Here is a 25,209-nt window from a genome sequence, read left to right as displayed (position 1 = left end):
AGTCTGTTTGGGAATGCGCCTTTCGCGCATTTTTCTAACGGTCTCTAAGATCACCAGCGTCATACCCGAACGCCTTCGCCCGGTCGTCACCACTCCTGCCATTGGAACGCGCCCCGCTAATATGATGGCGACCGACCGCATCGATCTCGCCCGCGCCCGTCTATGGATACGGGAAGGCCGCAAGATCGAGATCGAATATCTCGATCAGCATGAAGTCGCCTCCGTGCGCATAATGTGGCCGATCATTCTCGGCTTCCTCGATGACAAGAGAATGCTCGCCGCCTGGTGCAAGTTACGACAGGATTTCCGACATTTCCGCGCCGATCGCATTGCTGCGGCCAGATTTCTCGACGAGCGATATGACAGCCGTCCCACCACATTTCGCCAACGGTGGAAGCGAGATATGGAGAACCGACGCCATCTCATCCATGCTCCAAAAGTGCCGTGACGGTCTTCGTCTCCATATAATGCAGAACGCCTTCCTCACCGACTTCGCGCCCCCAGCCTGACTCTTTGACGCCGCCAAAGGGAGCAGAGGGATCGTTCATCCCATGGGTGTTGATCCACACCGTTCCCGCCTGAAGCCGACGCGCGGTCAGATGCGCGCGGGACAGGTCGCGAGTCCAGATATTGGCGGCAAGGCCATAACGTGTGTCATTGGCGCTTTTTACCACCTCATCGACATCATCAAAGGGCGTGGCCACCAGCACCGGTCCGAAAATCTCCTCCTTCACGATGGAAGCATCAGCGGAAGGATTGGCAAAAATGGTCGGCTCCACGAAATAGCCGTCCCGGCCTCCGGTGCCACCCCCGGTGACGAGATCCGCGCCGCTCGCCTTACCCTGCGCGATATAGTCGAGCACCCGCCCCTGCTGCACTCGCGACACCAGCGGCCCCAGCATCGTGTCGGGATCGCGGCCATGGCCCAATTTGAATGTCTTCGCCACCTGCGCGATGCCGTCGACCACCCTGTCGAACACGGAGCGTTCGACATAGAGGCGTGACGCGGCAAGGCAGACCTGACCTGAGTTGAAAAATATGGCGAGCGCCGCGCCGGTCGCCGCCTGATCCAGATCGGCATCGGCGAAGATCAGAGACGGCGATTTGCCGCCCAGTTCCAGCGTGACGCGCTTCAGGTCTTTCGCACATGTCTGGACGATCTGCTTGCCCACGCAGGTCGATCCGGTGAAGGCGATTTTGTCGATGCCGGGATGCTCGACCAGCGCCTGCCCCGCCTCATGGCCATAGCCGGTCACGATGTTGAGCACGCCTTCGGGCAAGCCCGCCTCCAGCGCCAACTCGGCCAGACGCAGCGCCGTCAGCGGCGTAACTTCGGAAGGCTTGAGGACGATCGTGCACCCCGCCGCCAGCGCCGAGGCAATCTTCCACGCCGCCATCGCCAGCGGATAGTTCCACGGCACGATCTGGCCGACCACGCCGATCGGCTCGCGCACCGAATAGCTGTGATATTGTCGCCCATCCCCCGATATCGGGTTCACCTGTCCATAGAGCTTCGACGTCCAGCCGGCCATGTAGCGGAAGATATCGACGGCAGCCGGCACATCCACCGCCAGCGCATGATGCACCGCCTTGCCATTGTCATAGCTTTCCAGCAACGCCAGTTCCTGCGCATGATCCTCGATCTTGCGCGCGATCGCCTCGATGATCCTGCCGCGATCGAGCGGGCGCATGCGCGCCCATGTGTCCGCTTCGAACGCCGTCCGGGCTGCCGTCACAGCGCGGTCCACATCCGCCGAGGTACCAGCCGGCACGCTGGCGAATATCTGCCCGGTCGCCGGATCTTCCACATCGATCCTGCGCCCGTCCCCGGCCTCCTCCCATGCGCCGCCGATCAGCATGCGGGTGGTCGGCAGGCGAACCGCATGCCCCGGTTCGCCATGCAGGCTGGCGGCGACGGGCGTGGATGCATTCATGGGGCATATCTCCGGAAGGGGAAGAAGGAGCCGCGCCCGCCGTTCAGGGCGCGGCCCAGGGGAGGCTTGTTCAGAAACGTGCCGAAAGGTTGACGCCGAACGTGCGCGGCCGGCCAGCGAAGCGCACGGTCGTGTCGGTGATGCGCGTGGCGTTGGTCCAATAATAGGTGTTGCCTAGGTTTCGCACGAAGGCGCTGATCTTGTAGCGCTTGTCGGCAAAGGACAGGCCGGCACGCAGGTCGATCAGCGCATAATCCTCGATCGTCAGGCCGCCCTGCGCGGAAAGATCGGCCGATGGCGTCGCGCGGGCGTTGCCCAGCACGGCCTTGGTATCGCTCTGAAAATTCAGGTTCGCGCCGACAAAGGCTTCCACATCGTCGCTCAAGACCCAATCATATTGGGCATCGGCCACGATCTGGAATTTGGGCGTGTAGGGGAAGGCCGATCCGCCGAAGTCCACCTGATTGCCATAGCTGTCATAGTTGACGAAGCTGCCCTTGATCTTCGTGTCGAGATAGGTCGCGCCAATGCTGACGCGCAGCCCTTCGGTGGGCGCCAGGTCCAGTTGCAGTTCCGCACCCTGCACGCGGGATTTCGGCACATTGACCAGCGCCTCCAGCGGCCCGAACACGTCGGGATTGGCGATCACGCGGCCCTTCAACTGTTTGTCGCTATAATCATAATAGAAGAGCGCGCCGTTGATCTGGGCCGTGTTCTCCAGCACCGTCAGCTTGGCGCCCACCTCATAGGCGGTCACCGATTCCTGCGTCACCGGATTGAACTGGTTGGCATCGCTGGCCGACAGCATCGGAAAACTGCCCGACTTGTACCCCTTGCTCACCGACGCGTAGAGCAGCACATCCTTGTTTGGCTTATAATCGATGCCCGCCCGCCAGGACACATTATCCTCGTTCAGGGTGCGCTGCACCTCCCCCACGGTCAGCGTCGTGCCGTCGATCGTCACGCAACCATTTTCCGGGATGACGATCGGGGCCAGCCCCGCACCACCACGAATGAAATTCACAAGATTCTGGATACCCTGTCCCAAGGCGAAGCCGCGATCGGCGGTGCAGCCGGCGAAATCGATATTGGTCTTGGTATAGCGCACCCCACCATGCAGGGTAATCGTGTCGCCAATGTCGTAATCCAGATTGGCGAACACGGCCTTGTTCACGAATTTCTGCCGCGAATATTGGCTGTAGACGAAGAAGGGGATGCCAAGGCCGGCATCCACGAAATTATAGGCGGGCGTCGACTGGTCATAGGGACCGGCATCATCCTGTTGGTAGGTTTTCTCCCGCGCATAATTGGCGCCCAATATATAGGTCAGGCCACCCGTCCGCCCCTGCAACCGCAATTCCTGCGACAAAGCGGTGATCTTCCCCCTAGTGTTGTAGAAATAGTCGCGCAGCGCGACGCCGTCCGGATCAATGTCCTGATCGTTATGATATTGGGAATAGCTGCTGATCGACGTCAGGGTGATGTCATCGGTCAGGTCGATGTCACCCCGGAAAGCCGCCGACAAGAACCAGTCGTCGCGCTTGGGTTTCTGCTCCGGCGTCCAGTCGGCATCGCGATTGTTGCGCGGCGCGATCGGATAGGTGGCGAGCGGCCCCAGACGTGCCGGATTGCCCAGCGGCACCACGCCGATCAGTTGCGCCGCCTGCCCGTCGCTCTTGTCGATGAAGCGGTTGAGGTTGAGCGAGAAGCGCGCACCATCGGATGGCTGGAAGTCGAGAAGGATGCGACCCGTGGTGAAATTGCGGTCGCCCAGTTTTTCGTCACGGGTATAGCTGCGCTGCCACGCCCCGCCCTGTTCGGTGCGCACTGCGACCCGCGCCGTCAGCGTGTCGCTGATCGGCCCGCTGAGGAAGCCGCCACCCGATACCTGTCTGAAACTGTCCACCCCCGCGTCAATCCCGGCCTTGAAGGTCGATGACGGCTTGGCGGCGATATAGTTGATCGCCCCGCCGGTCGCGTTCGATCCGAACAGGGTGCCCTGCGGCCCCTTCAGCACCTCGACCCGCTCCAGATCAAGCGTCGCGCCGCGCGTCATGATGGAGAAGGGGATCGGCACCTGATCCTGATAGATGCTGACAGTGGGCTTGGCCGCCAGGCTGGTGTCGTAGAAACCGATACCGCGCAACGTATAGACCGGCGTCGCGAAGGCGCTTTCGGTATAGTTGAACCCCGGCACGATCTTCACCAGATCGGCGACATTGGTGACGCCCTGGTTCGCCAGCTTCTCGCCCGAGGCGGCGGTGATGGACAGCGGCACATCGTTGATCGCCTGCTCGCGTTTCTGCGCGGTAACGATGATGTCGCCCAGGCCCGCCGGCTGCTGCTGCGCCTGTGGCGCGCCATCCTCCTGCGCGAAGGCCGGCGATTGCAGCACCACCGCCGAAACGCTCGCAACCAGCAGGGCTATTGTCTTTTGCATGTCAGGCTCCTCCCATATCGCCCGGATGTTCCACCCTCGGGCATTGTCCCGGCCCCGCCTGCGCGGTGTCCCGGCCTTTGAAAAATCAGGCTTTCTTGAATCGGATCGGCAGCGCCTTGTAGCCGCCGACGAAGTTCGTCTCCACCAGCCGGGGCGGGCCGGCCATCTCCACCGATTTAAGATGCGGCAGCAACTCCTCGAACAGGATGCGCATCTCCAGCTTGGCAAGGTGCTGGCCCAGGCACATATGCGGCCCAAAGCCGAAGGCGATATGCGGGTTTGGTGATCGGCTGATGTCGAACCGGTCCGCGTCGGCAAACACATCTGCATCGCGATTGCCCGATGGGTAGCAGATCATCAGCCGATCCATCGCCCGGATGTCCATGCCGCGGACCTGCGTGTCGGCGGTGGCGTTGCGCATGAAATGCTTGACCGGGCTGGTCCAGCGGATCGCCTCGTCCACCAGACCGGGGATCAGCGACGGATCGGCCTTCACCTTCGCCCAGTTCTCCGGATGGACCATCATGCCGTGCAGGCCGCCGGCGGTGGACGATGACGTCGTGTCATGCCCGGCCGTCGCGATCGCGACATAATAACCATTGGCCTCGTTGCGCGGGATCGGCGCGCCGTTGATGCGGGAATTGGCGATCAGCGACAGCAGATCATCGGTCGGCTGTTCACGCCGCTGCGCGCTCAGCCTGTCGAAATAGACGTAAAAATCCTCGATCGACGCGGCCCACTGCCTTGCCGCCACCACCGGGTCGGCCGCCATTTCCGGCCGCTGTTCCTCGGGATCATGGACACCGAAAAATTCCTGCGTCAGCTTCAGCATCTTCGGCTCGTCTTCGGGTGGTACGCCGAACAGGGTCATGATGACGCGCAGCGGATAGTGGAGCGCAAAATCGCGCACGAAGTCGCATTCGCCATCGAAGCTCAGCAGATTGTCGACCGACTGGCGCGCCAGCACCCGGATCTGCTCTTCCAGCTTGCCGATCTTGCCCGGCAGGAACCAGTTGGATGTCAGCGTGCGGTAGGACGCATGTTCGGGCGGGTCCATATAGGTAAGCGAGGACAATATGCGCAGCGAGCCGCCATTGATCTCCCGCGTGAAAGCGTCAGACGCCTGATCGTTGAGAACCGGGTTATGATCGGCATTGTGGAACAGCTTGGCATTGCGCTCCACTTCCCTGATGTCGGCATGTTTGGTGACGATCCACAGCGGATCATAGCCCGGCACCCGGGCAATCCCCAGCGGCATGTTCGCGCGCAGCCATTTGAAGGCGCCATAGACGACCGCATCATCGGTGTAGCTTTTTGGCGCGATGACGATCCGCGCAATATCGTCGGGAATGATCGGACGCGTGTCTGCATCCAGCGAAGTCGCCATGAAACTACCCTCTCCACCTACGCTGCCCTTCGGACATTTGCGTATTGCGTATGTGAATTACGTAACTGTGGACAAGGAGAGTCGTCAATCGTAAAAAGCGGTCTGACCATTCACGCTTTAAACGGCAGGAATCGGCAATTTTCCGTGGGAATGCGTCGGAATATCGAACAGCACCGTCCCAAATTTTGAATGATCGACACCAAAATTGAATAGGAGGATGACCATGGAAGTGCAGGCTGCTGTCGCCAGGATCGCTGGCGGAGACTTTACGATCGAGCGGCTGGAACTCGGCGAACTGCGTTCCGACGAGGTGCGGATCAGGATCGTCGCCACCGGACTGTGTCATACCGACATCGTTGTGCGTGACCAGTTGCTGCCCACGCCCCTGCCGGCCGTGCTGGGTCATGAGGGCGCGGGCATAGTCGAAGCGGTGGGGGCTGATGTGACATCCATCTTGCCGGGCGATGCCGTGGTGATGGGGTTCGCCGCCTGCCGCGCCTGTCCGCAATGCGACGCCGGACAGCCCGCCTACTGTCGCGACTTCGCCGCGCTCAATTTCGGCGGTTGCCGCGCCGACGGATCGACCTGCCTCCATGATGGGACGGCGCCGGTCAGCAGCCATTTTTTCGGCCAATCCTCCTTCGCGCGCCATGCCATCGTCGCCGCCCGCAATCTGGTGAAAGTGTCCGCAGAGGCGCCGCTGGACCTGCTGGGGCCGCTGGGCTGCGGCATCATGACCGGAGCCGGCGCGGTGATGAAGGCGCTGAAACTCCAGCCCGGTGAGGCCATACTCGTTACCGGCGGCGGCCCGGTGGGGCTGAGCGCCGTCATGGCGGCCAAAGCCTCCGGCGCAGGTGCGATCATCGTCGCCGACCCGCTGGAAAGCCGCCGCGCCATGGCGCTGGAACTGGGCGGCACCCATGTGATCGATATAACTGCCGGAGACACCGCGGAACAGCTACGCGCTATCCGGCCGCAGGGCGTCGATTGCGTGCTGGACACGTCGGGCGCCGTGCCTGCTGTCGACGCCGGGATGCGCGCGCTTGGTCCGCTGGGGCGCCTGGCCATGGTCGGCGTGCCCAGGGCGCTGGATGCGGCCATCAGCCTCAACATCCTGCACATGCTCTCGCTCGGCATCAGCATCTGCGGCGTGACGGAGGGGAATGCCGATCCCCAGACCTTCCTGCCCGAACTGATCGCCCTCAATGCCAGAGGGCTGTTCCCCTTCGAGAAGCTGATGACCCGCTATCGGCTGGAGGATATCAACAAGGCCGTCGCCGACCAGCATGACGGCCGTTGCGTCAAGGCCGTGCTGACGATGGACTGATGCCATCTGCGGGGCGATCCGTTTCCTTGCCGGCCCGGATCGCCTCGACATGACGGAAAAAGGCGCGCTGTCGCATCAGGCCGAAGAAATCGAGCATCAGCGGCAGCGCATGTTCCACCATGGTCGCCGCCTCCGCCACGTCGATATGACCCTCGACCCGCTCCATGAAGGTGGTCGCCTCCCACCGCCCGACGAAATCCGCCGCCTCGGTGTAAAATCCCAATATCTCCGGCGTATAGTCCAGCCGCTGATCGAAGCCGGCCTTGCGCATGTCGCCCCAGATCCGCACCAGATGGGCGCTGGTGATGCTCAGCGCCTCACCTTGATCCGTGTCGATAATGTCGAGGATACCGATCTTCGCCAGCGTGCGGGCATCCTCCGCCGCGTTCGGATAGCGTTCCAGCAGCGACACGATCGTCACCGGCGGACCATCCGCCCCGACGCGATGGGCGACCAGTTGCTCCAACTGGTCGAACGCGCTGGCTTCGACCCGGCCGTCGGTGCCCTCACCGCCGATGATCGCCTTGATCTGCGCCAGAGTCAGCCGGTTTGCCCGCTGCAACCGCCGTACCGCCAGGATCGCCTGCACATGTTCCTCGCCATAATCGGCGACGGTCTTGCGCGGCCGCGCAGGTTCGGGGATGAGTCCTTCGCGCAGATAGACGCGGATCGTCTCGCGATGGACCCCCGTCCGCTCCTCCAGTTCGCGCATCTTCATCGCATCGCTACAGCATGGCGAACCGGATGGAGCAAGCCACTATGTTACCGATATACGCAAGGCGGATCACTCCGCCGCGATGACGGCTCCCTGTTCGGCTTCCAGCATGGCGCTCAGCACACGGCGGGCCTGGTTGACAGCCCCGTCGCTGGCGATGCCGACAAAGGCGCGTTCCGGCTCATCATCGATCCGCGCCTGCTGCGCCTGCAAGGTTTCCTCATCTTCGGTGATGGTGTCGAAAAACTGATCGAACAGCACATCCGGCACCCCGCTTTCCTTGGGTGCGGTGGTGCAAATGGTCCAGAGATAATGGCTGGTCGTCTCGGTTTCCGGGGTGATGAAATGGTTGTTCGCCAGCATGAAGCCATTGTCGCGCTTGCCTTCATAGGCACCCGTGCCGACATCGCAGCCGCCCGCATTGACGCGACAGGTCATGCCGATGCCGGGATTGAAGCGCACTTCCTGCCAGCGATCGACCCGGCCCTTGAAACCGCCCGCATCGACATAGGATTTGGGCGGAACGCTGTTGGGCATCTTGCGCAGCAGCGTCACCTTGCGCCCGTCAAACTCGACCTTGGTGTCGGCGCCATAATGTTGTTCGGGATTGCCGCCGATCGTGCGGGCATGGATGTAGGGGACGTGGGTCAGGTCCATGATATTGTCGATGATCAGTTGCCAATTGGCCTTCACCGGGAAATTATAGGGCCGCCACGTCCATTTGGGATCGTCATGCTCGGGATTGTCGACAATGATCGACGGGTCGGCCAGCGCCGGCTCACCCATCCAGATCCAGATCAGATGATCCTTCTCCACCACCGGATAATGGCGCACATTGGCGGCCGGCGGGATGCGGGTCTGGTTGGGAATACGGGTGCACGCGCCGCGCTTGTCGAACTCCACGCCATGATAGCAGCAACGGATGACATCGCCGTCGACATGTCCGGCGGACAGCGGCATGGCGCGGTGGCTGCACCGGTCCTCCAGCGCGGCGATCTCGCCCGCTTCGGTGCGGAACAGCACGACGGCCTTGTTCAGATATTTGCGGCCGAGTGTCTTGCCGGGCGCGATATCGGCCGCGAAGGCAGCCACATACCAGGCATTATAGATGAACATCCGACTCTCCTTACCCTGGCCGATAGCGTTGCCGGCCCATTTGACATTGGGTGTAAACTATTATGCTCGCGCGATGCCCGCCAATCGCTATGCGATAATGCCATAAGATAAGCGGGATAAACGATAAGATTAGCGGACCGATCAATCAGCGCAGATAGAGCCCGCCATTCATGTCCAGCGTCGCGCCGACGAAGAAGCCGCCCCGGTCCGACGCCAGCAGAGCCGCCGCTGCCGCAATCTCGCTCACCGCCATGAAGCGGCCGGCCGGCACCTCTCCTTCGACCCGCGCAATCTGTTCCGCCGACAGCCGCGCCTTGGCGGTGTCGATCGGGCCGGGCGCGATGGCATTCACGGTGACGCCCGAACCCGCGAGATAGCGGGCGAAATATTTGGTCAGCATGATCGCCCCTGCCTTGGACGCGGCATAATGGGGCGACGCCACCGTCCCGCCATTTTGTCCCGCAAGCGAGGTGATGTTGACGATCCGGCCATAGCCCTGTTCTCGCATATGCTCGGAGAATATCTGACAGCTCAAAAACACGCTGCGCATGTTGATCTGGACGATCGCATCGAATTCCTCGGGCGTGATGTCCTGCGTCGGCGTCCGCTTGGCGAAACCCGCATTGTTGACGACGATGTCGACCTTGCCCCAGTCCGCCACGATCCGGTCGCGCGCGGCCAGAAAATCCGCCTTCTCCCGCACGTCAAGCGGCAGGGCGATGGCGCTCGCGCCGCCGGGATCCAGCGAATCCGCCACCTGCTGCGCCACCGCCAGATCGACGTCGCTCACCGCGACCTTGCCGCCGCCCGCATGGATTTCCCGTGCGATCGCTTCCCCCACGCCGCGCCCGCCGCCGGTGATGAGCGCCGTGCGCCCCACAAAAGAAAAACTGCCATTGGCGGGCAAATCGAAATGTTCGGCCATCATCCGTCCTGATCTTGAGAAGGAAAAGGGGGAGGCTGCACCCTCCCCCTGCAACACGTCCGACTTACGGCCTGATGGAGAGGGTCAGGCCATAGGTACGCGGCGTATTGGTGAAAATCTTCCAATAGGTCGTGCCATTGCCCGGCACCGCCAGGAAGGCCGTGATGTCGTCGGCATTGACGATCTGATAATTATTGGTGAGGTTCTTGCCCCAGATGCCCAATGTCCAGCGGCCATCGGCGGACTCATAATTGAGCCGCGCGTTCAATGTCCGCCCCTTGGTATCATTGTGCAGATTCTCATACAGACGCAGCGTGTTGGCATCGTCCGTCGAAATACGGCTGGAATAGTTGAAGTCGGCCTGCGGTGTCAGCTTTGCGCCATTGCTCATCGCCAGATCATAGCTTGCCCCGAGGGTGAAGCTGTCACGCGGCGCGAACTTGGCCGGATTGCCCGAATAATCCAGATTGACCAGCGGATCGCGCAGATCGGTATAGGTGCCGATCAGATGCGTGTAATTGCCGGTCAGGCGCAGCCCGTCGATCGGCCGGACCACGGATTCAACCTCCCAACCCTTCATCTCCAGCGTACCATTATAGGTATGGGCGATCCCGCCCGCGCCCGAGAAATTCTGGAGATTCTTGGTCTTCTGCTTGAACAGCGCGACGTTGAAATCGAGCATGTTGTTGAACAGCCGCGTCTTGGCGCCGATTTCGTAATTCTGCGCCTTTTCCGGCTCCAGCGGAATGGTCGGGTTGCGATAGGCATTGTCGACGAACCCGCCCGACTTGAAGCCCTTCGCCCAGGTCGCGTAGAGGTTCACATTGTCGATCGGCTCATATTTCAGCGTCACGCGCGGGGTGAAGGCGTTCCAGGTCTTGCCCCCGGACGCCAGCACCTCGCCGGGGAAACCGAAGCCGGGGATCGCCCCTGCATCGGTGGTCGAGAAGGCATGATAGTCGATCTTCTTGCGGTCCGATGTATAGCGGCCGCCAGCCACCAACGAGAGCCGGTCGGTGACTTCGAACGTGCCTTCGCCGAACACCGCGACACTGCGGACATTACCGTCCTGCACCCGCGTGATGTTGGTGACGTCCGGGTTCCGGCGGACCGAAGCCGGCACCGCCGATCCGGGCAGCGGGCTATAGTAGAAGATGTTGGTCGTCGACACGTCGGCCGACAGATAATAGGCCCCCACCACATAGGAGAAACGACCCGGCGCGGAGGCAAAGCGCACTTCCTGCGTGAAGCTGCGATTCTTCACCACCTGCCGGCGATCGAACACCGGCACCACCGTTGCCACCGGCACATCGTCGTTGATCGCATGGCTGTCATTCAGGCGATAGCCGGTGATCGCAGTCAGCGTACCACCCAGCACATCCAGGTCGCCGCGCAGATAACCGCCGCGCAAGCGCTGGCGATAGGGCGAGCGGGCAAAGTCGTTGTTCGTCCATTTGCCATCGTCAAAATCGCCGAAGGTCGCCGGAATCCGCTGCACCCCGCCAATGCCGAGGCCGATCGCGCCGCCATTGCCCTCGGTATAGCTATAGTCGCCCGACAGGACGATCTTGAGCGTATCGGTCGGCTGGAACAGCAGCTTACCGCGCATCGCGACGCCATCGGTCTTGCCATAACTGCCCTTCTGGTTAGGCGTGTCGATCAGGCCATTGGACGTTTCCGTGCTGAACGATGCGCGGAACCCCAGCTTGTCGTCCACCAGCATGCCATTCACCATGCCTTCGGTCCGGACATAGGCGCCATTGCCCGCCGTCACCTGCCCGTACCAGTCTTCCTTCATCTCAGGATTGTTAGTGATGACCGCGATCGCGCCACCCACCACGTTGCGGCCGAACAGCGTGCCCTGCGGCCCGCGCAGCACTTCCACGCGCTGAATGTCGTAGAAATTGGCGTTCAGGTCATTGTTGAACACGTAGTAGACGTCGTCCATGAAATAGGCGACCGGCGTGTCCAGCGTGGCGGTGCGGAACGTCGACACATTACCGCGGATCGCGACGATCGACAGCGACTTGTCCGATGTGTTGACGGTGATGCCCGGCATCTGCTGCGTCAGGGCGGTGGGGCTGAACACCTGCGTCTTGCGCAGATCCTCGCCACCAAAAGCCGCGATCGAGAAAGGCACTTCGCGCACCGTCGATTCGCGGCGCTGTGCCGTTACGATAATGTCCCCGCTGACCGATTCCTGCGGCGCGCTCTCTTGCGGCGCGGCAGCTTCCACCTGCGCCATCGCCGGCGCGCTGGCGCCGATCATCAAGGCGCCCAGAACGGCGCCGATGGCGGTGGAAGTTTGGATTTTGAACGGCATGAAAAGCGTCTCCCCTGGGATGCGAGCGGCTTGCCTGCCGCCTTGGCAAGTGGGGTGAAGCAGCAAAAATCTTCGCCGCACAATAGCTTCGTCCCGATTTTTGAATGGTACGACCATATTCCGATTGGGGTCGCCGCCCACCAGCGTCTAGCGAGGATATAGCAGATGCAACGAATGACGGCAGGCAATGACGGGATTTCCCGGATTGGCCCGACCGTCCAACAGGGTAGTGTAGGAAGAGCCTGAACCATGCAGTCCAGTGATAGCGCAGACCTGACCAAAGTTGGTCCCGGAACCGTGATGGGCAATTTCATGCGGCAATATTGGTTGCCCGCTTGCCTATCGTCCGAAGTGCAGAGCGATGGCGATCCGGTCCGGCTGATGATCCTGTGCGAAAAGCTGATAGCCTTCCGCGACAGCAACGGCCGGGTCGGCATCATGGATCATCGCTGCCCGCACCGCTGCGCGTCGCTGTTCATCGGCCGTAACGAGCAGAATGGCATACGCTGCGTCTATCATGGCTGGAAGTTCGACGTGGACGGCAAGTGCGTCGACATGCCCTCCGTCCCCGCCCGCATGGACTTCAAGGAAAAGGTTCATGCCAAGGCGTACAAGACCCATGAGGCCAATGGCCTGATCTGGGTCTATATGGGGCAGGATCAGGCGAACCCGCCGCCGCTCCCGGAAATCGAGGCGGCGATGCACCCCGACGCCGAAATCTGGTGCCTGCAACGCGATTGCAACTGGCTTCAGGCGCTGGAAGGCGACATCGACACCAGCCATGTCGGCTTCCTGCATGTCGGCGGGATCGAGGCCGACGATCTGGAACCCGATCATCCGATGCGCCCCACCGTGCTGGACCGTGCGCCGGAATATGAAGTGGCCCAGTCCGACTGGGGCGTCATGTATGGCGGCTATCGCCCCAATGACGATGGCCAGATGAGTTGGCGCGTCGCCCATTATATGTTCCCGATGTGGACGCAGACGCCCAACAACCGTTTCGCCACCCGCGCCATCGCCCGCGCCTGGGTGCCGATGGACGACGAACATTCGATGCTGTTCGACATCACCTGCGGCGTGGACGCGGGGAACCCGGCCTATAATTCGACGCTGAAGGACGGCACGCCGCTGTTCGACCAGATCAGCTATGCCCCCAACACGACCGACTGGTTCGGCCGCTGGCGCTCGACCGACAGCGAAGCGAACGACTGGGCGATCGACCGGGAATCGCAGCGCAATGGCCATCAATTCACCGGCATCCCCAATATCACGATGCAGGATCAGGCCGTCACCGAAAGCATGGGGCCGGTCACCGACCACAGCTTCGAAAATCTGGCGCCGACCGACCAGATGATCGCCCGCGTCCGCCGCCGCGTGCTTCTGGCCGCCCGTGCCTTCGCCAACAAGGGCGTGGTGCCGCCGGGCATCGAAAATCCGGACGTCTTCTACCGCGCCCGAGCAGGCTCTTTCCTGCACGACCCCAGCGATAGCTTGCAGAATGCCTATGAAACGGCCTTGGCAAAGGCGGTACGCTGGCCTGAAAAGGTGGAAGCGGCAGAGTGAACCAGACTGGCGGCCGGCACGATCCACGTGCCGGCACGCCCCGAACGAAGGGACATAAGGTGGCGAGACGCATTGCGATCCGCACCGGGCGCCGATCCATCGCGCACGGGCCGGGTCAAGAGACGCATCGCGCCGAGGGGAGAGTGTGATGCAGGTACGTATCCGGACCATCCGTTGGGAAGCGGACGGGATCAACAGCTATGTTTTGGAACCGGTCGGCGGTGGCATGATGCCCGCATTCGAACCCGGCGCGCATGTCGACCTCCAGCTCGAAAAAGGGCTGGCGCGCAGCTATTCGCTGGTCAACGATCCCGCCATTCGCGGCTATTATGAGATCGCCGTCCATCACGCGATCGACGGTCGCGGCGGATCCCGTCACATTCACGAGAAATGGCGCGTCGGCCAGATCGTCGAAATGTCGGAGCCGAAGAACAACTTCCCGATGGTGGAGGACGCCAGCCACACGGTGCTGGTCGCCGGCGGCATCGGCATCACCCCGATGTTGCCGATGATCGCGCGGCTGGAGAAACTGGGCCGCAGTTGGGAATTGCATTATGTCGCCGCTACCCCGGATCGCGCCGCCTATGTCGATAGGGTCGAAGAATATGATCGCGTCGAGATCGCCTATGACGGCGTGCCGGGTGGCCAGCGACTGGACCTGAAGACCATTTGCGAACGCGCCCCGGCCGACGCCCATCTTTATTGCTGCGGCCCGACCGGCATGCTGGACGCCTTCGTCGCGACCAATGCCGACCGGCCAAAAGGCCATGCCCATATCGAATATTTCTCCGCCGAAACCGAGTTGGCGACCGAAGGCGGATACACGCTGGAACTGGCCAAGAGTGGCAAGACCATCGCCGTCGAGGAAGGCGAAACGATGCTGGACGCACTGCTGATGGCGGGCGTCGATATCGGCTTCGCCTGTTCGGAGGGGATTTGCGGCACCTGCCAGGTCAAGGTGCTGGACGGCGTGCCCGATCATCGCGACCATTTTCTGACCGATGAGGAAAAGGCGGCAAACAAGCTGATCATGGTCTGCTGCTCGGGCGCCAAGACCGCCAATCTGGTGCTGGACATTTAAGCGCAAGCGCGAGGCCCATGGGTAGGGGCCGCGATGAAGCATAACAGGGCAAAAGCCCATTGAGGAGAAGCCTTTTGGCAGGGATCGCGTTGGAGCCGGAAGGCAAGGGCATGTTGGACTCGTTACCTTTGTCCTCCTTTCAGGTCTGGGCTGTGCTGATGATTGCCGCGACCGTCGTTCTGGACGGTCTGGACAATCAGATGCTAGGCCTTGCCGCCCCGTCCCTGCTGAAGGAATGGAATATCAGCCGGGATGCGCTGGGCTTCGTCTTCGCGCTCGGCTTCGTCGGCATGGCCATCGGTACGCTGACCTCCGGCTTCATCGGCGACCGGTTCGGCCGGCGCGGAGCGCTGCTGACCGGCGTGGCGATCTTCGGCGTGGCGACACTCGCCACCGGCTTTTCGGTTGAACTGTGGCATGTCGCTGTCCTCAAGACGCTGGCCGGCGTCGGCCTGGGCGGCGTGCCCGGCACGGCGAGCGCCATGATCGCGGAATTCACCCCCGCCCGCTGGCGCAGCGTCGCCGTCACCTTCGGCGTCGTGTGTGTCTCGATCGGCGGCATATTGGGCGGCGTCGCGGCCGCCGCGATCCTGCCGGTGTTGGGCTGGCGCTGGCTCTTCTATCTGGGCGGCCTGCTCACCATGGCCTTCGTCGCCCTGCTCTGGTTCATCCTGCCGGAATCGCCCCGTTATCTCGCCGAACGGCCCGACCGTCGGGCGGAACTCGACGCGATCCTCCGCCGCATTCACCATCCCGATCCGGCGTCCGTCCAACCGGCGGAGAAGGTGGACGGGAAGGCGCCCTACACTCCGTTCAGCGCCTTGCTGAAAGGCACCATGTTGCGAGACAGCCTGGCGCTCAGCCTCGCCATGTTCTCGGGCATGTTCATGATCTACCTCATGTTCAACTGGGCGCCGACCATGCTCTTCAGCGCCGGCTTCGGGCTTCAGACCGCCAGCCTCGGCCTTACCAGCTTCAACCTGGGCGGCACGATCGGCGCGATGTTCGCCAGCCTCGCCATCATCCGCTTCGGATCGCGCCCGACGCTGATCCTGATGGCTGTCACCGGCGCGGGCGTCTGCGCGCTGCTGGCGCTGCTGCCCATCGACGGCGGACGCAACGAGCCGGCGGTGCTGGCCGCGCTCGGCGCGCTCGGCCTGTTCGCCAGCGCGGCGCAATCGGCCATGTTCGCCGTCGGCGCCCACGCTTTCCCGACCGCTGTGCGCGCCCGTGGCCTGGGCCTGATGGGGGCCGCCGGCCGCGCCGGGGCGATCGTCAGCGCGGTCGCCGGGGCCACGCTGATCGGCGGCGGCAATCTGGGTTTCTTCGGCGTGCTGGCCGGCCTGATGCTGGTCAATGCGCTTGGTTTCATCGCCGTGCGGGGCCATGTCCCCCGCCTCGGCCGACAGGATGCACGCGCATGAGCGACTATGACTATATCGTGATCGGTTCCGGTTCGGCGGGCAGCCTGATGGCCAATCGCCTGTCCGCCGACCCGGCCAACCGCGTCGCCCTGATCGAAGCCGGCCCTTCCGACCGCAATTGGCCGGTCAACATCAAGACCGCCATGCCGGTCGGCAATATCTTCCTGCTGCCGCACGAAAAATATAACTGGAAACAATCGCTCGCCGGCAACGACGCGGTCAACAACCGCCAGATCAACTTTCCGCGCGGCAAGCTGTTCGGCGGATGCAGCGCCATCAATGGCGGCGTCTATATTCGCGGACAAAAGGCGGATTATGATGGCTGGGCCGATGCTGGCAACGCCGGCTGGTCCCATGACGACGTCCTTCCCGCCTTCAAGGCGGTCGAAAATTATCACGGCCCCGACCAGCCCTGGCACGGCAAGGGGGGAGAACTGGACGTCGAAAAGCCGCGTAGCTGGAACCCGATCGCCACCGCCATCGTGGACGCCGCCGCGCAGGCCGGCCATCATCGCAACGCGGACTTCGCGGGTGAACGGCAGGACGGCTTCGGCCGCTACGATCTCAACCAGCGGAACGGCACCCGCCTCTCCAGCGCCCGCGCTTTCCTCCACCCCGCACTGCATCGCGATAACCTCACCGTCCTTGACGAAACCATGGTTCGCCGCATCCTCTTCGACCGCGGCCGCGCCAGCGGCATCGAAATCGAGAAGGACGGCGCCCGCCGCATCCTGACTGCCCGGCGCGAAATCATCCTGTGCGCTGGCGCGACCAATTCGCCCCAGTTGCTGATGCTGTCGGGCATCGGGCCGCAGGATCATCTGCGCGCCATGGGCATCGACCTTGTCCACAACCTGCCCGGCGTCGGCCAGCATTTGCAGGATCACCCGACCGTCCATGTCGCGATGGAAAATCCGTCGGGGGAATCCTACGCCATCTCGCCCAAGGCGCTGCCGCGCATCCTCGCCAGCCCGTTCCGCTACCTCTTCAACCGCACCGGCATGCTGGCCTCCAATGTCGCCGAATGTGGCGGCTTTCTCTGCACCGACGGCAGCGGTCGGCCCGATATCCAGATCACCTTCCTCGTCGGGCTGAAGATCGACGCCCGCTCGGTCCCGCGCCGCCATGGCTATATGGCGCTGATCCAGCTGCTCCGCCCCAAAAGCGCCGGCTCGGTCCGTCTCGCCAGCAACCGGCCGGAGGACAAGCCGGTCATCGACCCCAATTTCTTCGCTGATCCCTATGACATGAAGACCCTGATCGCCGGCTTTCGCGAAGCCCGCCGCATCTTCGCCCAGCCGGCGCTGGCCGCCATGACCGGCGACGAAATCGAACCCGGCGCCCAGCATCAGAGCGATGCGGACATCGACGCCGCGCTGCGCAAGATCGTCAACACTGCCTATCACCCGACCGGCACGTGCAAGATGGGGCCGGACGGCGACCCCATGGCGGTGGTCGACAACCGCCTGCGCGTGCGCGGCGTCGCCGGCCTGCGCGTGGTCGATGCCTCGGTCATGCCGGAGATCATCAGCGGCAACACCAGCGCCCCCACCATGATGATCGCCGAACGCGCCGCCCGCTTCATCCTCGAAGATGCCCTTCGATCCAATATCGCCGCCTGATCCCGGCCCGGAGAAACTTATGACCATCACCACCATCCCGCCTCGCCCTGCCCTGCTCGACCGGACCGAACAGGATATGCTGATCGGCGGCCAGCGCGTGCCCGCCTTGTCGGGCAAACGGTTCGAAACCCGCAACCCCGCGACCGGCGAATTGCTGGCACTGGTAGCGCAGGGCGACGCGGAGGATGTCGATCGCGCGGTCAAGGCCGCCCGCGCGGCGCTCACCGGTCCATGGAGCCGGATGAAGGGCGCAGAACGCCAGCGCATCATGCTGCGCCTCGCCGATCTGGTAGAAGCCCATTATGAAGAACTGGCGATGCTCGACACGCTGGATCTGGGCGCGCCCTATAGCCGCACCATCCTTGGCAAGGCGCGCGCGGGCAGCCTGCTGCGCTATTATGCGGGGCAGGCGACGCTGATCGCCGGCGAAACGCTGGACAACAGCGCGCCCGGCGATGTCCTGTCCCATACGTTGAAGGAACCGATCGGCGTCGTCGCGGCGATCAACCCGTGGAACGGCCCGATCGGCATGTCCGTGTGGAAAGCCGGCCCGGTTCTCGCCAGCGGATGCACCCTCGTCATGAAGCCGGCCGAACAGACGCCGCTCTCCGCCCTGCGCTTTGGCGAACTCTGTCTGGAGGCCGGCGTGCCCGAAGGTGTCATCAACATCCTGACCGGCATGGGCGACGCCGGCGCGGCGCTTTCCAGCCATCCCGGCGTGGACAAGATCGCCTTCACCGGATCGACCGGCGTGGGCGAAAAGATCCTGCACGCCGCCGCCCCCTCCATGAAGCGAGTCACGGTCGAACTGGGCGGCAAGTCCCCGAACATCGTCTTCGCCGATGCGGACCTGGACAAGGCGGTGCCTGCCGCCGCCATGGCCGTCTTCGCCAATTCGGGGCAGATCTGTTCGGCCGGCACCCGCCTCTTCGTCCAATCCTCGATCCGCACCGAGTTCATGGAGCGCCTCGCCGCCTTCACAAAGACCATCAAGGTCGGCGATCCGCTCAACGCGGAAACCCAGATCGGCCCCGTCGTCTCCGCGCTTCAGATGGACAAGATATTGGGCTTCATGGACAGCGCAGTGGCGGAGGGCGCGAGTGCGCTGGCCGGTGGCGCGCGCCTGTCGGGCGCCGGCTATGACGACGGTTATTTCCTCGCTCCCACCATCTACGACAATGTGACTGACGACATGACGATCGCGCGGGAGGAGATTTTCGGCCCTGTTCTCTCCGCCTTCTCGTTCGAGACGATCGAGGAAGTGCTGGAGCGCGCGAACGCCACCCCCTTTGGCCTCGGCAGCGGCGTATGGACCCGCGACCTCGCCACCGCGCACCGCATCGCGCGGGGGATCAGGGCCGGATCGGTCTGGGTCAATTGCTACCAGATGCTCGACCCCGGCGTCCCCTTCGGCGGCTATGGCATGAGCGGTTTCGGCCGGGAATCCGGCCCGCACCATATCGAGGATTATCTGGAAACCAAGGCGGTGTGGATCAAGCTGGATTGAGAGCGCGGCTTGATATCGCGATCAGATTGTAGCCAGCCGTCCCTCATTATCGATCAGCGTGAGTCTGGACTGCGCGCTATCGCTCCACGTCCAGACTATGAGGTTGATATCATCGTCGGTGGCCCCACGCGCGAAGCTGCGAACGAGCAGTCCGTCAAAGCCATCGGCCATCAGGGCTTCGGCAAAAATCTGGGTGTGGGCCTTTCCGGCCGCCTTCATCTGATCGCGCCACGTCGGATCGGCCAAAGCGGCCGGGGTCATGCCGAACCGCTTCAGTCCGTCAGGATCGCGCCCGTCGAAGACGGTTTCGATATCCGCATCATAGCAGAGAATCGTCGTGGGTTGCAGATCACCCACCTGATTGGCCTCGCCAAGGGCGGTGTGGAGGGATGTCGCGCAGTAAAGCGCAGCCATGCGTTTCGGGTTGAAACGGCCGCCATGCAGTTGCGCGCCTTGCCCCGAACAGGGTTCACGCGCGTAGATCGGGTTCAACGCCCGATAGAGTTTCCCGCGATAGCGCATGGATGTAGTCAGGCGTAAACGCCCGCATCGACCGCGTCGATATAATCCAGCACGTCGCTCGCCCTGCCCTCCTGCACAAGCTGCATCGCCGTCCACCCGGAAAATCCCGCCAGAGGCTCCGACCTGTACCAGGCATAGGCAATCAGCGCGGACCCGAAACGAGGGCTGGTCTTCGTGACGATCTCGACCATTTCCCGCAAGCGGCGTTGGGTCTTGTCGGAACGCAGCCGCTCCTTGCGCTGCACCGCATCGCGGCCCAGCCCGGCCGATCGCGCCACTTCCTCACTGGTCGTGCGAAATGCCGCCGCAATCTTGATCGGCGCGAACAGCCCATGATCGACATAGTCCAGCAGGCTCATATCATTTCCTACCACAATCATTCTAACGCAATATAGCGTCAAAATTATCGGCATTCAGGGAACGGATAGGGTCTGTCATTTCCTAGACCCACCCCTCTCCGCGCAACCCCACGACCGCCGCTTCCTCAACTCGCCGCGTCGCGGCATCCTTCACCAGATCCAGAAAGCGCCGCTGAATCGCGGTCGGGCGCCAGCTACGGCGCGTCGTGATGCCCACCAGACGCCGGCTGGTTTCCAGCGGCGGACCGATCTGGGTCAGCAATCCGCTGCGGATCTGCAACGCCACCTGATCGGGCGACAGCAGGGTCAGGAAATGCCCCTCGGTCAGCAGCCGGCCGATGATCATCACCGACCCGCACTCGATCGGCGTCGGCGGCTGCGGCTGGTCAGCGAACAATTGCTGCCATTGTTCGCGCAGTGGCGAATTGGCCGGCGCAACGATCCACGGATAGGCCGCCAGTTGCGCCATGGTCGGCGCGGCCACCTGCGCCAGCGGATGCCCGCTGCCCGCCGCGATCACCAGACGATCCTCCACCAGCGGCATCTGGTAAAGGTCGGCAATCTCATAGGGCCGCAGGGCGCCCACGATCATGTCGATCACCCCATCGCGCAGCGGCTCGACCAGTTCGCGCCAACTGCCCTCCAGCACCTTGAAGGCCGCGCGCGGTTCCTCCCGCGTCAGCCGCCCCATGGCGGCGGGCACCAGATAGGGGCGCGACAGCGGGAGCGCACCGAAGGCGATCAGTTCGCTGCCGCTGCCGCTATCCAGCCCCAGATCGGCGATCGCCGCCGATATCTCCGCCACCGCCAGCCGCGTGCCGCGCGCCAGCCGCTTGCCCGCCGGGTTGAGCCACACCACCCGCCCGCGCCGCTCGACCAGCTTGCCGCCGATCATCTGCTCCAGATCGCCGACTGCGCGATGCACCGCCGTCTGCGACAGGCCGGTGCCCTGTGCGGCAGAGGCGAAACTCCCCGCCTCCGCCAGCGCCAGAAAGGCGCGCAACTGGGTCATCGTCATCAATCTTTCGGGGTGCAGGAACACCGCCGACAGACCCTTGGCCCCCACTGACAGATGTTCCAGCGCAGCCTGCGCGCGGTCGATCACAATCTCTCCCATCGGCGTCGCGATCATGCCGCCCGACCGTCGCTCGAACAATGTGTAGCCGAACTGCCGTTCCAGCTTGGCCAGCCCTTGCGTCAGCGCCGGCTGCGACAGGCTGACCGCATCGGCGGCGGCCGTGATCCCGCCATGCTCCCGGATCGCGAGCAGAGCGCGCAGGTGCCGCAGATTGAGGTCGAACGGGTCGGTGGACATGGCGTCAACATCCTAATGCGTACTGGCGGGAACGCCAGCGGCTTTGAAAATTTGAATGGACTGACCATTTAACAAATGGTAGGACCATTATGGAACAAGAAACCGATTTATGTGTCCAACTCGTTGCCTCATTCATCAAGGAGGGGAAGCCCCGTGGATTTCGAACTGCCCGACGATATCAAGGAATTCTGCGACGTTACGCGCACCATCGTCCGCGACCTGCTGCCTTATGAGGTCGCCTTTCAGGAGACGGGGGTCATCCCGCCGATCGTGCGTCAGACGCTGGTCGACAATGGCTATTTCGGCATGGCCCTGCCCGAAGCCTATGGCGGCCTTGGCCTTGGCGCCCTGGCGCAGGCGGCCGTACAGATCGAACTTGCCCGCCTTCCGCCCCAGTTCTGGACCGAACTGCGCCCGCTGATGGGCCCGGGGGCAAAGAACATCATCTATCATGCCAGCGAGGAACAGCGCGCTGCCCTGCTGCCCGGCATGGCCACCGGCGAAATCCCGATCGCCTTCGCGTTGACCGAACCCAATAGCGGCTCCGATCCGGGTTCGATGCGCACCACTGCGGTCCGCAATGCCGACGGCTGGCGAATCAATGGCAGCAAGACCTTCATTTCCAACGGAAAGAAGGCCAAATATGTCATCGTCTACGCCTATACGGACAAGGCAGCGGGCGCCCGCAACGGCATCTCCGCCTTCCTGATGCCCGCCGACACGCCCGGCTTCTCGGTCACCGGCACGATCGAACTGATGGGCACCGCATCCCCCGGCGTGTTCGAACTCAGCTTCGACGAATGTCAGGTGCCGGCCGACGCGCTGCTGGGCGAAGAGGGGCAGGGATTCCGCTATGCGCTGGAAGGCCTCAATGAAGGCCGCATCAATGTCGGTGCCACTGCGGTCGGCATGGGCGAATATGCGCTGGAACTGGCGATCGAGGAATCGAAGGTGCGCCCGGCTTTTGGCGGCGTCATCTCCGAATTTCAGGCGATCCGCCATTATCTGGCCAACATGGCGACCGATATGCGCGCCGCCCGCCTGATGCTGCTCGACGCCGCATGGCGCTATGATCAGGGCGACAAGAGCCGTGAACGCGCCGCCATGGCCAAGCTGTTCGCGACCGAAGCGGGCAGCCGTACCGTCGACACCGCCGTCCAGATTTTCGGCGGCAATGGCTATTGCCGCGGCTTCGCGGTCGAGCGCCTGTATCGCGACATCCGCATCACCCGGATTTACGAAGGCTCCTCGGAAATCCAGCGCAACACCATCGCTCGCGAATTGCTGCGTTAAAGTGGAAGGGGGGAGGGCAGACCCTCCCCCCTCTTGTCAGATCAATTGCCCTGCCGTCCGCAAATCCGCGACCGCTTCATCAGACAATCCCAGTTCTTCCGTCAGCAATGACCCGCCATGTTGACCAAGATCCGCCACCAAATCGCGCGGCTGCGCCCGCGACCCACTCATGCGAAACGGCGGATTGGGCACCGCGAAGGGGCCTGCCCCATCATTGATCGTGGTCCATGCCTCCCGCGCGGCGAGTTGCGGATCATCCAGCACCGCCGCCATATCGCGGTAGCATGCGCATGGCACGCCATGCTGCGACAGGACCGCCTCTGCCTCGGCCGATGTTCGTTCGACGGTCCACTGCTCGGTCAGGCTCAGCAATGTCGCCCAATTAGCGTTGCGATCGGCATTGGTGCAAAAACGCGGATCATCGCGCCATTCGGGATGGCCCACCGCATCGCTCAACTGTTCGAAATTGCGCGGACTGGTCGGCGCCACCATGATGAAGCCATCCCTGGTGCGAAGCGGCGAGTAGAGTGGCCGTCGCGCCCCGCCGGGGAATTGCGCCTCCTGCGCCTCGAACACCAGCATGCCGATCATCGCTTCCAGCATCGACAGGTCGATATGCTGACCCATGCCGGTCTTCTCGCGCTGATAGAGCGCCGCCTGGATCGCGCCAAAGGCATGGGTGCCGCCCAACACGTCGGCAACGAAGATGCCGCCGGTTGCCGGGCGATCGGCGCCATCCTGATAATGGAGGTTGACCATGTCGAAGCCACTGGCCGCATGGATCACTGGCGCATAAGCGGGATGATGCGCCTTTGGCCCCTCCTGCCCATAGCCGGAGATGGAGCAGTAGATCAGGCGCGGATTGATGGCGGCCAGCGTCGCATAGTCCAGCCCGAACCGCTGCATCACGCCGGGCCGGAAATTTTCGACCACCACATCGAACCGCTTCACAAGTTCCAGGATCAGAGCGCGAATTTCCGGCGATTTGAGGTTGCAGGCGATCGACCGCTTGCCTGCATTCAGATGGCCGAAATAGGCGCTATGTCCGTTTCGCACCGGCGGACGAGCGCGTACCTGATCCCCGTCCAGCGATTCCACCTTCACGACGTCGGCGCCCAGGTCGGCCAGCATCCGTGTGGCAAACGGTCCTGCCATTACGCTGGTAAAATCCAGCACCCGCACGCCGGCCAGGGCATCGCCCTTCGCCATCACCTGTTCTCCAACCATGCCTCATCCCCGACAGAACCAAATTATTGAATGGTCCTACCTATTGCATGACAAGGGCGGGTGGTCAATCTATGTGGGGATCTTCCTGGTCTTCGTTGACGCGCCTTGCGCCTTCAGGTTTTTGCGAACATGGCGATGCACCCGCTCCAGATGCTTGCGCATTTCCGCCGCCGCAGCATCCGCATCGCGCGCGCGCAAATGGCGGACCAGCTTGAAACGGGAGTCGATCAATGTCTCCTGCAACGTCTCATAATCCGGCCCCTGTACAAACTCGTGCAGGATGGCTGACAGCGAGTCCACGAAGATACCGAACATGCGATTCCTGGTCGCGCGTGCCAGGACGCGATAATAGGCCGCCGCGCATTCATAACGCGCTTCCACGCTCGTTTCCTGCCGCGTTCGTTCTGCAATCGCCTCCAATTCGGCCAGATCCGCTTCACTCGCGCGCGCGCAGGCGAGGCGGACGATGATATCCTGCGTCGCCAGTCGCGCCTCGGTCAGTTCGTCCAGCGAGATATTGCCCAGATGCACATAATCCTGCATTGCCTGCACGATCCGGTCAGGTTCGGCCGACTGTATGAAAGCGCCGCCCTTCACGCCTTTCACATTACGGATGATCCCCGCCACTTCCAGGCTGCGCAGCGCCTCACGCAGAGCGCTGCGACTGACCTGGAACTCCGCTGCCAGTTCGCGCTCTGCTGGCAGCTTGTCGCCGGTCTTGAGCGTACCCGAAGCCAGTTGCGCACGAATTTGCTCGCAAATGACCTCGAAGGCGCGCTGCGTCTTGATTGGCGCAAAATTGGGTGTGGGTGACGGAGATTTCATGACGTGCCGGCCTGTTGAACGGGAAAGCAGACGCTAACGCCCTCCAGCGGATCGAGCAATGGTTAGACCAGCGGAGTTGACAACAATCCTGAATATTATAATGGTCGGACCATTAAAGGAGGATGTTAGATATGAAGATCCTTGTGCCCGTGAAGCGGGTGATTGACTATAATGTGAAGCCGCGGGTGAAGTCTGACGGGACGGGCGTGGAGCTTGCGAACGTCAAGATGAGCATGAACCCGTTTGACGAGATCGCGGTCGAGGAAGCCATTCGCCTGAAGGAAAAGGGCGTGGCGACCGAGGT

20 protein-coding genes and 1 pseudogene are annotated in these 25,209 nt (G+C 62.8%); 9 read left to right on the top strand and 12 right to left on the bottom strand.

Annotated elements, in window-relative coordinates; translation table 11 throughout:
• Positions 1 to 13: 13 nt before the first annotated feature.
• The gene (locus BMX92_RS22125) at positions 14 to 448 is read left to right on the top strand and encodes a helix-turn-helix transcriptional regulator (RefSeq protein WP_093020603.1); all 435 of its coding nucleotides are present in this window, start codon (positions 14 to 16) and stop codon (positions 446 to 448) included.
• Here the strand turns inward: BMX92_RS22125 and BMX92_RS22120 are convergent.
• The 3 genes from BMX92_RS22120 to BMX92_RS22110 form a co-directional block, all read right to left on the bottom strand.
• The gene (locus BMX92_RS22120) at positions 423 to 1,859 is read right to left on the bottom strand and encodes an aldehyde dehydrogenase family protein (RefSeq protein WP_093020638.1); all 1,437 of its coding nucleotides are present in this window, start codon (positions 1,857 to 1,859) and stop codon (positions 423 to 425) included. The genes BMX92_RS22125 and BMX92_RS22120 overlap by 26 nt on opposite strands.
• 145 nt (positions 1,860 to 2,004) lie before the next feature.
• A complete protein-coding gene (locus tag BMX92_RS22115; RefSeq protein WP_218145826.1) occupies positions 2,005 to 4,374 on the bottom strand; it encodes a TonB-dependent receptor in 2,370 nt (789 codons plus the stop codon).
• A gap of 85 nt (positions 4,375 to 4,459) precedes the next feature.
• A complete protein-coding gene (locus tag BMX92_RS22110) occupies positions 4,460 to 5,761 on the bottom strand; it encodes a cytochrome P450 (RefSeq protein WP_093020601.1) in 1,302 nt (433 codons plus the stop codon).
• Positions 5,762 to 5,984: 223 nt separating this feature from the next.
• Between BMX92_RS22110 and BMX92_RS22105 the strand changes: the two genes are divergently transcribed.
• Positions 5,985 to 7,088, top strand: coding sequence for an NAD(P)-dependent alcohol dehydrogenase (locus BMX92_RS22105; RefSeq protein ID WP_093020634.1), 1,104 nt, complete (start codon positions 5,985 to 5,987; stop codon positions 7,086 to 7,088).
• Here BMX92_RS22105 and BMX92_RS22100 read toward each other — a convergent pair.
• From BMX92_RS22100 to BMX92_RS22085, 4 genes are all read right to left on the bottom strand, one after another.
• A complete protein-coding gene (locus BMX92_RS22100) occupies positions 7,063 to 7,806 on the bottom strand; it encodes a MerR family transcriptional regulator (RefSeq protein WP_093020599.1) in 744 nt (247 codons plus the stop codon). The two genes, BMX92_RS22105 and BMX92_RS22100, sit on opposite strands and share 26 nt — an antisense overlap.
• A 66-nt stretch (positions 7,807 to 7,872) precedes the next feature.
• The gene (locus BMX92_RS22095; RefSeq protein ID WP_093020597.1) at positions 7,873 to 8,919 is read right to left on the bottom strand and encodes an aromatic ring-hydroxylating dioxygenase subunit alpha; all 1,047 of its coding nucleotides are present in this window, start codon (positions 8,917 to 8,919) and stop codon (positions 7,873 to 7,875) included.
• Between the two features lie 145 nt (positions 8,920 to 9,064).
• On the bottom strand, positions 9,065 to 9,847 hold the full coding sequence (locus BMX92_RS22090; protein WP_256213548.1) for an SDR family NAD(P)-dependent oxidoreductase: 783 nt from the start codon (positions 9,845 to 9,847) through the stop codon (positions 9,065 to 9,067).
• A 61-nt stretch (positions 9,848 to 9,908) separates the two neighbouring features.
• A complete protein-coding gene (locus BMX92_RS22085) occupies positions 9,909 to 12,167 on the bottom strand; it encodes a TonB-dependent receptor (RefSeq protein WP_093020595.1) in 2,259 nt (752 codons plus the stop codon).
• Positions 12,168 to 12,416: 249 nt separating this feature from the next.
• On the opposite strand from BMX92_RS22085, the gene BMX92_RS22080 reads away from it, so the two are divergent.
• From BMX92_RS22080 to BMX92_RS22060, 5 genes are all read left to right on the top strand, one after another.
• Positions 12,417 to 13,730 carry a Rieske 2Fe-2S domain-containing protein gene (locus tag BMX92_RS22080; protein WP_218145825.1) on the top strand — a complete coding sequence of 438 codons (1,314 nt, stop codon included), beginning with the start codon at positions 12,417 to 12,419 and terminating at the stop codon, positions 13,728 to 13,730.
• A gap of 148 nt (positions 13,731 to 13,878) precedes the next feature.
• Entirely contained in the window at positions 13,879 to 14,811 is a 933-nt protein-coding gene (locus BMX92_RS22075) for a PDR/VanB family oxidoreductase (protein WP_093020591.1), read from the top strand.
• A gap of 74 nt (positions 14,812 to 14,885) precedes the next feature.
• Entirely contained in the window at positions 14,886 to 16,235 is a 1,350-nt protein-coding gene (locus tag BMX92_RS22070) for an MFS transporter (protein ID WP_256213547.1), read from the top strand.
• Positions 16,232 to 17,857, top strand: coding sequence for a GMC family oxidoreductase (locus tag BMX92_RS22065; RefSeq protein ID WP_093020589.1), 1,626 nt, complete (start codon positions 16,232 to 16,234; stop codon positions 17,855 to 17,857). The genes BMX92_RS22070 and BMX92_RS22065 overlap by 4 nt, the downstream gene beginning before the upstream one ends.
• Before the next feature lie 19 nt (positions 17,858 to 17,876).
• Entirely contained in the window at positions 17,877 to 19,364 is a 1,488-nt protein-coding gene (locus tag BMX92_RS22060) for an aldehyde dehydrogenase family protein (protein WP_093020587.1), read from the top strand.
• A gap of 21 nt (positions 19,365 to 19,385) precedes the next feature.
• Here BMX92_RS22060 and BMX92_RS22055 read toward each other — a convergent pair whose 3' ends face one another.
• From BMX92_RS22055 to BMX92_RS22045, 3 genes are all read right to left on the bottom strand, one after another.
• On the bottom strand, positions 19,386 to 19,886 hold the full coding sequence (locus tag BMX92_RS22055) for an RES family NAD+ phosphorylase (protein ID WP_093020585.1): 501 nt from the start codon (positions 19,884 to 19,886) through the stop codon (positions 19,386 to 19,388).
• Positions 19,887 to 19,894: 8 nt separating this feature from the next.
• Entirely contained in the window at positions 19,895 to 20,245 is a 351-nt protein-coding gene (locus tag BMX92_RS22050) for an antitoxin Xre/MbcA/ParS toxin-binding domain-containing protein (RefSeq protein WP_093020583.1), read from the bottom strand.
• A gap of 82 nt (positions 20,246 to 20,327) precedes the next feature.
• The gene (locus BMX92_RS22045) at positions 20,328 to 21,560 is read right to left on the bottom strand and encodes a LysR family transcriptional regulator (protein WP_093020581.1); all 1,233 of its coding nucleotides are present in this window, start codon (positions 21,558 to 21,560) and stop codon (positions 20,328 to 20,330) included.
• Positions 21,561 to 21,713: 153 nt separating this feature from the next.
• Here BMX92_RS22045 and BMX92_RS22040 point away from each other — a divergent pair, with 153 nt between their 5' ends.
• On the top strand, positions 21,714 to 22,853 hold the full coding sequence (locus BMX92_RS22040) for an acyl-CoA dehydrogenase family protein (protein WP_093020579.1): 1,140 nt from the start codon (positions 21,714 to 21,716) through the stop codon (positions 22,851 to 22,853).
• Positions 22,854 to 22,889: 36 nt separating this feature from the next.
• Here BMX92_RS22040 and BMX92_RS22035 read toward each other — a convergent pair whose 3' ends face one another.
• Together BMX92_RS22035 and BMX92_RS22030 are read right to left on the bottom strand one after the other, a co-directional pair.
• On the bottom strand, positions 22,890 to 24,080 hold the full coding sequence (locus tag BMX92_RS22035) for a CaiB/BaiF CoA transferase family protein (protein WP_093020577.1): 1,191 nt from the start codon (positions 24,078 to 24,080) through the stop codon (positions 22,890 to 22,892).
• Positions 24,081 to 24,149: 69 nt separating this feature from the next.
• Entirely contained in the window at positions 24,150 to 24,905 is a 756-nt protein-coding gene (locus tag BMX92_RS22030; RefSeq protein WP_093020575.1) for a FadR/GntR family transcriptional regulator, read from the bottom strand.
• 131 nt (positions 24,906 to 25,036) lie between these two features.
• Here BMX92_RS22030 and BMX92_RS22025 point away from each other — a divergent pair.
• Positions 25,037 to 25,209, top strand: a pseudogene (locus BMX92_RS22025) (electron transfer flavoprotein subunit beta/FixA family protein); the annotation flags it as partial.

Origin of the sequence: Sphingobium sp. YR768, from assembly GCF_900111125.1 — a bacterium.
GTDB lineage: Bacteria > Pseudomonadota > Alphaproteobacteria > Sphingomonadales > Sphingomonadaceae > Sphingobium.
This window is presented reverse-complemented; position numbering and strand designations above follow the sequence as displayed.